The sequence below is a fragment of the Exiguobacterium sp. s130 genome, from assembly GCF_018619055.1.
Classification (GTDB): domain Bacteria; phylum Bacillota; class Bacilli; order Exiguobacteriales; family Exiguobacteriaceae; genus Exiguobacterium_A.
Genome location: NZ_JACSNI010000003.1, coordinates 179,756 through 191,257, shown reverse-complemented (window position 1 = coordinate 191,257; position 11,502 = coordinate 179,756). Strand labels below are relative to the sequence as shown.

At 48.4% G+C, this 11,502-nt stretch carries 13 protein-coding genes; all 13 read right to left on the bottom strand.

All coding sequences use genetic code 11. From position 1 onward, the window contains the following. Positions 1 to 7: 7 nt before the first annotated feature. The 13 genes from ahrC to aroQ all read right to left on the bottom strand — a co-directional run bounded on the left by ahrC (position 8) and on the right by aroQ (position 11,364). The gene (gene ahrC / locus HZS85_RS08645; protein WP_214855085.1) at positions 8 to 457 is read right to left on the bottom strand and encodes a transcriptional regulator AhrC/ArgR; all 450 of its coding nucleotides are present in this window, start codon (positions 455 to 457) and stop codon (positions 8 to 10) included. 154 nt (positions 458 to 611) lie between these two features. Next, positions 612 to 1,418: a TlyA family RNA methyltransferase gene (locus HZS85_RS08640; RefSeq protein ID WP_214855083.1), complete on the bottom strand. Its 807-nt coding sequence runs from the start codon at positions 1,416 to 1,418 to the stop codon at positions 612 to 614. Positions 1,419 to 1,424: 6 nt separating this feature from the next. Then, positions 1,425 to 3,311 (bottom strand): 1-deoxy-D-xylulose-5-phosphate synthase, encoded by a 1,887-nt coding sequence (gene dxs / locus HZS85_RS08635; RefSeq protein ID WP_056060225.1) that lies wholly within the window; start codon positions 3,309 to 3,311, stop codon positions 1,425 to 1,427. 118 nt (positions 3,312 to 3,429) lie between these two features. Continuing rightward, entirely contained in the window at positions 3,430 to 4,299 is an 870-nt protein-coding gene (locus HZS85_RS08630; RefSeq protein ID WP_214855080.1) for a polyprenyl synthetase family protein, read from the bottom strand. Beyond that, positions 4,296 to 4,517 (bottom strand): exodeoxyribonuclease VII small subunit, encoded by a 222-nt coding sequence (gene xseB / locus HZS85_RS08625; protein ID WP_023467583.1) that lies wholly within the window; start codon positions 4,515 to 4,517, stop codon positions 4,296 to 4,298. The genes HZS85_RS08630 and xseB overlap by 4 nt, the downstream gene beginning before the upstream one ends. 2 nt (positions 4,518 to 4,519) lie before the next feature. Beyond that, positions 4,520 to 5,842 (bottom strand): exodeoxyribonuclease VII large subunit, encoded by a 1,323-nt coding sequence (xseA, locus tag HZS85_RS08620; RefSeq protein WP_035409097.1) that lies wholly within the window; start codon positions 5,840 to 5,842, stop codon positions 4,520 to 4,522. Continuing rightward, the gene (gene folD, locus HZS85_RS08615) at positions 5,839 to 6,672 is read right to left on the bottom strand and encodes a bifunctional methylenetetrahydrofolate dehydrogenase/methenyltetrahydrofolate cyclohydrolase FolD (protein WP_081780391.1); all 834 of its coding nucleotides are present in this window, start codon (positions 6,670 to 6,672) and stop codon (positions 5,839 to 5,841) included. Before folD ends, xseA begins: the two co-directional genes overlap by 4 nt. Positions 6,673 to 6,743: 71 nt before the next feature. Beyond that, positions 6,744 to 7,145, bottom strand: a complete 402-nt coding sequence (nusB, locus tag HZS85_RS08610; protein ID WP_035409747.1) for a transcription antitermination factor NusB — start codon at positions 7,143 to 7,145, stop codon at positions 6,744 to 6,746. A 123-nt stretch (positions 7,146 to 7,268) separates the two neighbouring features. Continuing rightward, positions 7,269 to 8,621, bottom strand: a complete 1,353-nt coding sequence (gene accC / locus HZS85_RS08605; RefSeq protein WP_214855077.1) for an acetyl-CoA carboxylase biotin carboxylase subunit — start codon at positions 8,619 to 8,621, stop codon at positions 7,269 to 7,271. 15 nt (positions 8,622 to 8,636) lie between these two features. After that, positions 8,637 to 9,086: an acetyl-CoA carboxylase biotin carboxyl carrier protein gene (gene accB / locus HZS85_RS08600; protein WP_214855075.1), complete on the bottom strand. Its 450-nt coding sequence runs from the start codon at positions 9,084 to 9,086 to the stop codon at positions 8,637 to 8,639. Between the two features lie 168 nt (positions 9,087 to 9,254). Further along, positions 9,255 to 9,821, bottom strand: a complete 567-nt coding sequence (efp, locus tag HZS85_RS08595) for an elongation factor P (protein ID WP_023467577.1) — start codon at positions 9,819 to 9,821, stop codon at positions 9,255 to 9,257. 35 nt (positions 9,822 to 9,856) lie between these two features. Further along, complete coding sequence (locus HZS85_RS08590; protein WP_023467576.1) at positions 9,857 to 10,921, bottom strand: M24 family metallopeptidase; 1,065 nt, start codon at positions 10,919 to 10,921, stop codon at positions 9,857 to 9,859. Beyond that, on the bottom strand, positions 10,918 to 11,364 hold the full coding sequence (gene aroQ, locus HZS85_RS08585) for a type II 3-dehydroquinate dehydratase (protein ID WP_214855073.1): 447 nt from the start codon (positions 11,362 to 11,364) through the stop codon (positions 10,918 to 10,920). The genes HZS85_RS08590 and aroQ overlap by 4 nt, the downstream gene beginning before the upstream one ends. Positions 11,365 to 11,502: the final 138 nt, after the last annotated feature.

Here is an 11,502-nt window from a genome sequence, read left to right as displayed (position 1 = left end):
CAACTCCTTACAGCATTTCTAAAATTCGTTCCGTCACTTCTTTCGCTTGTTCCTCACTTCGTGCAATCAATAGGATCGTATCGTCCCCACACACCGTTCCAAGCAGTTCGCTCCAGCTCAAATGATCTAGTAAGACAGCGACTGCATTCGCATTTCCCGGCAGGACATGCATGACGATCAGATTTTGCGCAGAATCAATCGAGATGAAGCTATCTCCGAGCAGACGCCGCAATTTCCCGAGTGGGTTGAAGCGTTGGTCGGCGGGTAAGCTATATTTATAACGTCCATCATTCAACGGGACCTTCACGAGATGGAGTTCCTTGATATCTCGTGATACCGTTGCCTGTGTCACCTTATATCCTGCATTCCGTAATTCCTCTACCAATTCATCCTGGGTTTCTACTTCTGATTGGGTGATGATCTCCCGAATCTTAATCAACCGTTGCCCCTTTGTCATTCCTGCACCTCACAGTATTCTTCGATGTTACTATTGTAATCCAATAAATCATCAAAAGTCCACGTTTCCCATTTTATTATCCGGTTTTCATCTTGTCACACAACAAGGAAGACGGACCCATGAACCGGATCCGTCTTCCTTATCATCTGTTCGTTTAAAGACTAGCATGCGCTAGCTTGACCGTCTCCGCCGCATGAACGGACGGATCAAGCCCTGGTTGACCAAGGCGTGCATGCAACAAGAACTCAATGTTGCCCTCTCCACCGGTAATCGGAGAATAGTCGAGCTGCTTGACATAGAACCCTTGTTGAATGAAGAATTCGATCATCTCATCGAGAACTCGGACATGAATCCGCTCGTCACGCACGATGCCTTTTTTACCGATATCCTCACGACCTGCTTCGAATTGCGGTTTGACGAGCGCCATGACGTCTCCTCCTTCAACGAGGATCATCTTCAATGGCGGAAGCATCAAACGTAATGAAATGAACGAGACATCGATCGTCGCAAACTGCGGCGCGACAGGGAACATGTCTGGTGTCGCATGCCGGAAGTTCGTTTTTTCCATCACCGTCACGCGGTCATCCGAGCGAAGCTTCCAGTCCAGCTGATTGGAACCGACATCAAGTGCATACATATGTGCTGCTCCATTTTGTAAGGAGCAGTCGGTAAAACCACCTGTCGACGATCCGATATCAAGACCTGTTTTACCCGTGACATCAAAATCGAATACTTGAAGTGCCTTTTCCATCTTAAAGCCACCACGCCCCACATAAGGCATCAACTGACCTTTTACGTGCAAATCGATATCGGACTTAACCTTTTCACCGGCCTTCTCCAATCGTTCCGTGCCACTAAAGACGAGTCCAGCCATGATCGACCGTTTCGCTTTTTCACGCGTTTCAAACAAACCGCGCTCGACGAGAAGAACGTCGAGGCGGATTTTCTTTACATTTTCCATGAATCTTCACACACTCTGTTTCTTTCCTTGATTGACGAAAGCGCGTACTTCTTCTGCGATTTGTCCAGGTAATAGTCCAATTTCTTCCAGTAACTCATTCACACCGCCGTGCTCGATATACCAATCCGGAATACCGAAGCGTTTGACGCGTGGGAATGCTTCCTGCTCGTTCGCATGCTCAAGGACAGCTGATCCGAATCCACCCTTTAGGACGGCTTCTTCCAGTGTCACAAGCGGAATTCCCTCTGCGTAAAGAGCGTTCAGCATCTTCTCATCAAGCGGTTTGATCGTCCGGGCATTGATGACACGAACTGATAATTCGCCTGCTAAGAGATCCGCGATTTTGAGCGCGTCTTGCACTTGTGGTCCGAATGCAAGGATGGCGACATCTGTTCCTTCACGTTCAACTTCCCACGTATCGAGCGAAATTTCATGCAATGTCTCATCCATTGGTACACCAAGTCCTTCGCCACGCGGGAAACGAACGGCGATTGGTCCTTCGTATTTAACAGCTGAATAGAGCAAGTGCTGTAGTTCATTCTCATCCTTTGCCATGACGATTCGAATATTCGGCACGTGGCGCATGAAAGCAATATCGAAGACCCCTTGGTGTGTCTCTCCATCTGCTCCAACAAGACCTGATCGGTCAATCGTAAACGTTACGTCCAGATTTTGACGCGCCACGTCATGCACGAGTTGATCGTATGCGCGCTGGAAGAACGTCGAGTAGATTGATACAACGGGTTTCATGCCTTGCGTCGCTTGACCAGCTGCGAACGTAACAGCATGTTGTTCCGCGATCCCAACGTCAAACATCCGCTCTGGAAATTCTTTTTCAAAACAATCAAGTTTTGAGCCAACACTCATCGCTGGTGTGATCAACGTCAGCTTTTCATCGTCGCGTGCCATCTTCGTCAAGGTATCCGCTACCGTAAAGGAATAACTTGGTGCTTTTGATTTTCCTTTAATGACTTCGCCGGACTCCATCTTGTATGGTCCAAGACCGTGCCATGTACCGACCCCGTCAAACTCTGCCGGACGATAACCTTTCCCTTTTTTCGTGATGACATGAAGCAGGACAGGTCCTTCTTCTTTTTTCACGTAATTGAGCTGTTCGATCAAATCATTAAGATCGTGTCCATCGACCGGACCGTAATAGTTGAAACCAAGTTCTTCAAAGAACATCCCAGGAACGAGCGCTCCCTTGACGGCTTCTTTCAATTTCTCGCTTCCTTTTTCCAAACGTCCGCCAATGACCGGAATCTTTTTGATCAATGCTTCAAGCTCGTCTTGCGCAAAACGTACTTTTCGAGATGAACGAATCCGTCCTAGCATTTGATGCATCGCACCGACGTTTGGTGCAATCGACATCTCGTTATCATTTAAGATGACGATGACGTTTTGTTGCTCTGCTCCGATGTGATTCAATGCTTCGAGGGCCATACCGCCTGTTAATGCCCCATCACCGATGATCGCGACTGCCCGGTCATCCTTACCGCTCAATTCGTTTGAAACAGCAATCCCCATTGCTGCTGACAAGGACGTCGAGCTATGCCCTGTCTCCCAGACGTCATGCACGCTTTCATTGCGTTTCGGAAATCCACAAAGTCCTTTATGCTGACGGAGCGTATCAAACTGGCTCGCGCGTCCTGTGAGAATCTTGTGCACGTAGGCTTGGTGTCCGACGTCCCAGACGAACTTGTCATTTGGACTGTCGAATTCACGATGCAGTGCAAGCGTTAACTCGACGACTCCAAGATTCGGTGCCAAGTGCCCACCTGTCGTCGCTAATTCTTCAATCAAAAAGCGCCGAATATCGCCTGCGAAAACTTCGAGTTCGGAGACCGACATACGCTTTAAAAATGACGGATCCTGTATTTCTGTCAATTTCATACCTTACCGCCTCTTTTCCTTACAATCTTATAGGGTTTGTACCCTACATTGTACTAGAACAATCTATCGAGCGCCATTGTCAGCATAGAAAAAGACGACGCACGATGCGTCGTCCTGCTTAATGGTCACGCTTGACCACGAAGTCTAGCAGTTCCTTAAGTGTCGTCGCTTCGACCGATAGTGCTTCAATCGCCTGTTCTGCTGCTTCTACCTGAGCTGTCAGTGCACGTTTCGCACCTTCAAGACCGAGGAGTTTCGGATACGTCGCTTTTTCATTTTCTTCATCGCTACCAACCGGCTTGCCGATTTTTTCAGCATCTCCTGTCACGTCTAAGATGTCATCTTGAATTTGAAAAGCAATGCCGAGATGGCGACCATATTGATGCAGGTGCTCAAGATCTCTCGGACTAACTGCGGCGAGCAACCCGCCTGCTTCGACCGCAAAGACGAGAAGTGCTCCTGTTTTTCGACGATGAATCGATTCTAGCTCCGCTACATCATTTATGCCACCACGCTCACCGAGCATATCATCGAGTTGTCCACCGACCATACCAGAAGCTCCTGCCGCCGCCGCTAATCGTTCGACGAGCGCAAGCTTCACTTCTGGCGAAGCTGGTGTCTCGAGGAGGCAGCTGAATGCGTTCGTGAGCAATGCGTCCCCTGCTAAAATCGCTGTTGCTTCATCAAAAGCGATATGATTCGTCGGACGACCTCTACGGAGATCATCATCGTCCATTGCCGGAAGGTCATCATGAATCAGCGAATATGTATGAATCATCTCAAGTGCCGCAGCAGTAGCATCTCCTTTTGAGCGGTCGATTGAGAAGGCATCGAGTACTGCATAAATCAAGGCCGGACGAATCCGTTTCCCACCGGCATCAAGTGAATACCGCATGGAGTCACGTAAACGGTCGGGTGCATCGAGTCGCTCCATGAACTCTGCCATTTTGTTTTCGACTTGTGTCTTCCATTCATGCAAGGCAATCATTGTGCTCCTCCTTTTTCCCGCAGCGTACCATCTTGCTCCAGGATCTGATCGAGTTTTTTCTCAGCAACGGATAACTTTCCTTGGCAAAGAGCTGTCAGTTTGACGCCCTCTTCATAAAGAGCCATCGCTTGTTCTAGCGGAGCTTCGCCCTCTTCGAGTAACGTGACGATCTCTTCTAGTCGTTCTAGTGCTTCTTCAAAAGATTGTTCCGTCTCCATCCTTACTCCCCATCCTCTCGTTTGGCACGAATCGTTCCATCATGGAATCGGATATCGAACGAAGACGCTGTTAATGCCTTCGCGGAACGAACAATTTGTCCATCCTGTTCGACATACGTATAGCCGCGCATCAGGACATGCGTCGGACTGACGGAGTCGAGTCGCGCGAGCACATGACGCACTTGTTGTTGTTTCGATTGCAAAAGCCGACGCACGATTTCGAGTCGACGACGCGACTGTTCAATCGTTGCTCGTTGTTGTACGAATCGATCACGTACTGGTATTCGCATTAAGCGTGTGTGAAGACGCTCCACCTGCTGTCGGTTTTGGGTCACGATATACTGCATCTCTTTTTGGAGCAACATTTCCGTCCGGTCCAGTTGTTCCTGCTTTAGTCCGAGTAAAACACGTGGCGATTTAAGACCGTAACTCGCAGCTAGACGTGTCACTTGCTCCTGTTTACTCTTAAGGAGTTGTGTATACGTTCGTTCCAAACGTCGCTCTACATCCTGGACACGACGGACGAGTGCCTCTGCTTCCGGAGTGACAAGTTCTGCCGCCGCTGTTGGTGTAGCAGCACGAACGTCGGCGACGAAATCACTGATCGTAAAATCAGTCTCATGTCCGACAGCAGAGACGATTGGGATACGTGATTCAAACACGGCTGTCACGACAGACATTTCATTGAATGCCCACAGCTCTTCGATTGAACCGCCACCACGACCAATGATCAACACATCACAGGCAGCATGCTCGTTCATCAGTTGAATAGCACGACTGATTTGAGGTGCCGCGTCTGCTCCTTGTACAAGAACTGGCGCGAAGACGATGGCTGCTTGCGGATAACGACGCCGGAGTGTCGTTGCAATGTCATGAAGCGCCGCTCCTTTTGGCGATGTGATGATCCCGATCCGATCCGGAAAAGCAGGCAACGGTTGTTTGATCGCAGGATCAAACCAACCACGTTCTTCAAGATCCATTTTCAGGCGAGAAAACGCCTCGTATAACGCGCCCACACCATCTTCCGTCATCCGTTCGACATAGAGTTGCATTTCTCCAGAAGAGACGTAGACGGATAAGCGTGCCGTGACGACGACACGCATGCCGTCGCGTATGTCTGTCTTGACCCGACTCGCATCCCGAGCAAACATGACGGCTTTCATCCGTGACTGTTCGTCCTTCAACGTAAAATAAAGGTGACCGGAAGAGTGTCGTTTAAAGTTCGACACTTCTCCCACCACCTGGACTTGTTGAAGAAGGGCGTCGCCTTCTAGTTCACGTTTGACATAGTGGACTAAATCGGAAACGTGAAGAGGTTCACTCATTGCGCGGCCTCGATCGTGTTATGCAGTAACATCGTGATCGTCATTGGACCAACGCCACCCGGAACAGGTGTAATCATCGATGCAACGTCTTGTACCGTATCAAAATCAACATCACCGACGAGTTTACCATCGACACGGTTGACACCGACGTCAATGACGACGGCATCCGGTTTCACCATATCTGCAGTAATCAGCTTCGGTACACCGACTGCGACGATCAAGATATCCGCTTGGCGTGTCATCGCACCGAGGTCTGCAGTTTTTGAATGACAGTATGAAACGGTAGCCGATTCATTCAAGAACAACATACCGACGGGTTTTCCGACGATTTGACTCCGTCCGACGACAACGACGTGCTGACCCGCGATCGGTACATTCATTTCTTTTACGAGATGGAGAATACCGTTTGGTGTACATGGTAAAAATGTCGGTTCACCAATCATCATCTTCCCGACAGAGACAGGATGGAAGCCATCGACGTCCTTTTCAGGAGAAATCGCAAAAATGACCTTGCTCTCATCAATATGGTCTGGCAACGGCAATTGAACGAGAATCCCGTGGACACTCGCATCTACGTTCAGGCGTTCAATCAAATGAAGGAGTTCTGATTCCGTTGTTTCTGCCGGAAGTCGGATCAACTCTGAATCCATTCCGATTTCCTTCGCTGCCTTCTCTTTTCCGCGTACATAAGATTGACTAGCTGGATCTTCACCAATCAAGATGACAGTCAATTGCGGTTGAATCCGCTGTTCTTTCAGACGTGCGACTTCTTCTTTCAGCTTCATACGATATGAATGGGCTACCTGTTTTCCATCGATTACTACTGCCATGATTTGTCCACTCCCCCAAAAAGTTCGATTCACTCTTCTGTCTGTTTGTCTCTATTCGGTTTTAAATCGGTTTATGAATTTTCTTTGACGACGCCTTGTGCCACTTTACCAAGAACACCGTTCACAATTTTCGTCGCTTCTTCATCTGCGAACGCCTTCGTCAATTCGATGGCTTCGTTAATCGTTACTCGAACCGGAATGTTCGTTTCGAACAACAATTCGTAGACGGCCAAGCGAAGAATCGTCCGCTCGATGTTTCCAAGTCGCTCGAACGACCAGTTGACGAGTGCTTCTCGAATATGCTGATCAATTGTTTCTTTGTTCGTTTCGACACCGTTCACCAATTGCTCGACGAATGTATCGTATTCCTTACCTTCTACCGCGAATTCAATGGCCTCTTGTGCAGTCAGATCCGAAAGTTCCATTTGGAACAAAGATTGGACTGCGAGTTCGCGTGCCATGTGTCGTTTCATCATGATTTTGCGTGCTCCTTTTTTTGTCGTTCTCAATCAGTTAGTTTAGCACATTCCTCTTTTAAAAAACATAGAGAACGCCAAAAAAAGACGGGAGTTCGTCGCACAAACTCCCGTCCTGATTCAGTTTACCATCGTACCTTTTAACTCACGCTCTGCGAATTTCGTCGTAAATGTACCACGACGGAATACCGGGTGACTGAGAACCCGTTCGTGGAACGGGATCGTCGTTTTAACACCTTCGATCCAAAATTCAGCTAGCGCACGTTCCATTTTCGCGCATGCTTCTTCCCGTGTTTCTGCATGAACGATCAACTTCGCAACCATCGAGTCATAGTATGGTGGAATCATGTACCCTGGATAGACCGCGCTATCGATGCGCACGCCCATTCCGCCCGGTGTCACATATTGTGTGACACGTCCAGCAGACGGACGGAAATCATGGTCTGGATCTTCGGCATTGATCCGGCATTCAATCGAATGACCATGGAACTTGATATCCTTTTGTTTAACGGCAAGTGGATGATCGAGCGCGACTTGGAGTTGTGCTTGAACGAGATCGAATCCTGTGATCATCTCCGTTACTGGATGTTCCACTTGAATGCGCGTGTTCATCTCCATGAAGAAGAATTCTTCCGTTTCTTCGACGAAAATGAATTCGATCGTTCCAGCTCCTGTATACTGAATCGCTTTTGCTGCTTTTACAGCAGCCTCGCCCATCTTCAACCGTGTCGTTTCACTGACCGCAGGAGATGGTGCTTCCTCAATCAGTTTCTGCATCCGGCGCTGAACGGTACAATCTCGTTCCCCGAGGTGAATGACATTACCGTGCCGGTCAGCAAGCACCTGTACTTCAACATGGCGGAATTCTTCGATGAAGCGTTCTAAGTATACGTCTCCGTTTCCGAAGGCTTGTTTCGCTTCACGGCGCGTCTCACTTAGACCATTGATCAACTCTTCTTCCGAACGAGCGACCCGAATCCCTTTACCACCGCCACCTGCTGTCGCTTTGATGATGACCGGATAACCGATTTCTTGCGCTAGCGCGACCGCTTCTTCGTCCGTGACCGTTCCATCTGAACCAGGTACGACGGGTACTCCGCATTCGATCATCGTTTTCTTCGCAACGTCCTTGATTCCCATCTGACGGATCGCATCTGACGTCGGACCAACAAATTTGATCCCACACGCTTCACACATCTCAGCAAAATCGACGTTCTCAGCTAAGAAACCATAACCCGGGTGGATCATCGTGACTTGACGGTTCGTTGCGATCGCAAGGATGTTTGTAACGTTTAAGTAGGATGAAGCAGAACTTGCTTCACCGATGCAATATGCCTCATCTGCTAAGCGAACGTGTAACGCTTCCTTATCCGCCGTCGAGTAGACAGCAACGGTCTGTATTCCAAGTTCCTTTGCCGCTCGAATGATACGGACGGCGATTTCTCCACGGTTGGCAATCAATAATTTTTCCATGCTGTTCACCCCCGTTTACGGACGGATCCGGAAGAGTGGTTGACCGAATTCAACGAGATCTCCATCGGCGACAAGAATCTCGACGACCGTTCCAGATACTTCCGAGTTTAAGTTATTGAAGAGTTTCATTGCTTCAAGGACACAAACGACTTGACCGACTTCGATCTGATCCCCGACTTTGACGTATGCCGGTTTATCCGGATTCGGACGAGAATAGAACGTTCCGACCATCAAGGCATTGATCGTGACCGTATCGTCAGCGACTGCTTCTTCTTCAACAGGTGCCGCTGTTTGTTTCACAGGAGCAGGTGCCGCCACTGGAGCAGCGGGTGCTTGGTGCGAGACTGTCACTGTTTCTCCTTGTTTCTTCAACTTTAATTTATACGTATCCGTTTCGAGTGAGAGTTCATTTACACTCGACTGATCGAGCATTTCGAGTACTTGTTTCAACTGATCGATTTTCATCTGTCATTCTTCCCCCATCTATGCTGTATTCACAATTATTATACCAGGTGCTAATGCCTACTCAAATACTTATATTAACTGGTCATACCATTGGATGCAAGTCATGCCGGATGAAAAAAGACGTCTCTCGACCTGATAAAAGGTGAGAGACGTCTTGTCGTTTCAATATTATCCGTTGTAACGACCTGTGAAATCACCTGTACGTGTATCAACCGTTACTTTTTCGCCTGCTTCGATGAAGAGTGGAACTTGAATGATATGACCTGTCTCAACTGTCGCATTTTTCTTGACGTTCGAAGCTGTATCACCCTTAACGCCAGGCTCTGCTTCAACGATCGTCATGACGACTGTGTTCGGCAATTCAAGACCGAGGATTTCGCCGTTGTAAACCGCGATTTGAACTTCCATGTTTTCAAGCAAGTATGGAAGAGCTGCTTCGACTTGTGCCGTCGTCAATTCCAATTGCTCATACGATTCTGTGTCCATGAAGACGTAAGTCTCGCCCATTGGGTAAAGGTATTGCATCTTGTTACGCTCGATGTGTGCACGCTCGACACGCTCACCACCACGGAATGTCATCTCTTGGATGTTTCCGTTACGGATGTTACGCATTTTCGTCCGAACGAACGCTGCCCCTTTACCTGGTTTAACATGTTGGAATTCAAGTACTTGCCAAATCATACCGTCTGAAGTCTTAATCGTTAATCCTGTTTTTAAATCGTTTACTGATACCATGAATGGTTCCTCCTAAAATGTTCCGTCACTCTGAATTAGAGAGTGATCAGTTCTTTTGGTGAAGACGAAAGAATTTCTCGACCTGTTTCCGTGATCAAGACGTCATCTTCAATCCGGCATCCGCCAACTTGCGGCACGTAGATACCTGGTTCGACCGTAACGATCATGCCCGGTTCAAGTTTTGTCTCAGAGCGGAACGACAAGCCAGGTCCTTCATGTACTTCTAGACCAATACCGTGTCCCGTCGAGTGACCGAAGTACTCGCCGTATCCCGCTTCTTTGATGATATCACGCGTCAATGCGTCTGCTTCGATCCCAGTGATGCCTGGTTTTAAGCCATCGACACCCGCTAGTTGCGCTTGCAAGACTGTATCGTAGATTTTCTGCAATTCAGCATTGATCGGACCGACTGCGACAGTCCGTGTGATATCTGAAACATAACCGTTCAAGAGCGCTCCGAAATCAAGCGTGACGAGTTCGCCTGTCGCAATGACCTTCGAACTGGCAACACCGTGCGGCAAGGCAGAACGATAGCCCGATGCCACGATCGTATCGAAAGAAGAAGACGTCGCTCCATGCTTACGCATGAAGAATTCTAGTTCATTTGATACTTCAAGTTCCGTTCGTCCTGGTTGAATGTACGTCAAGATGTGTTGGAAGGTCGCGTCTGCGAGCTCCACCGCTTCCTTAATCATCTTAATCTCTGACGAATCCTTAATCAAGCGTAGGTTTTCAATGATTCCTGTCGTCGGAACAAGCTCGATTGCCGAAGCTTGATCGTATGCTTCAAAAGCACCGAGTGTCATCGCATCCTTTTCGACACCAACCGCGCGAACACGCGCTCCTGCCATCAATTCGCCCATCGTCTCTGGAATCGAACGTTCGATTTGAACGATCTCCATTCCTTTGACTTGGTCTGCCGCTTGCTCCGTGTAACGGAAATCCGTCACGAAGTACGCTTGCTCTTCTGTTACGAGACATGCACCGCTTGAGCCTGTGAAGCCGGAAATGTATCGAATGTTCTCTGCCTTCGTGACGAGTAATCCTGGAAGGTCCCGTTCCTTTAAAGCTGCTTGTAACGCCTCGATCCGTTGTTTCATGATTGATTTCCCCCTTGTTCCGATTGTTGTAAAGCTTGGAGTGCTTCCGTTGCCAGACGATATCCCGTCATGCCAAGTCCAGCGATGATTCCTTGGCAGACAGGTGCAATCATCGAATGATGCCGGAAGGATTCACGCGCATGGACATTCGATAGATGAACCTCGATGACGGGTGCTTCGATCGCAGCAATCGCGTCACGTAACGCGATACTCGTATGCGTGTAGGCAGCCGCATTGAAGACGATACCGTCCGCTCCCCGTTCCTCGTGAAGAACATCAATCAATCGTCCTTCATGGTTCGATTGCTCGAACCGAAACTGAATGTTCGGAAAATAAGCGCGAAGCTCGTGTTCTAAGTCAGCTAACGTTGCCGTTCCGTATGTATCCGGTTCGCGTGTTCCGAGTAAATTCAAGTTTGGTCCGTTTAATATCAAGACACGCAAAAAAACACCTCCTCGAATTCTTTTTCATTGTATCATAACCCGATTTCCGACTCCTAAAGATTACCTCTTTTTGACGAGTCGAACATAGTTTTTTTGTCGTAAATCAAGTACACTGACGATACACCTAATTTTAATGAA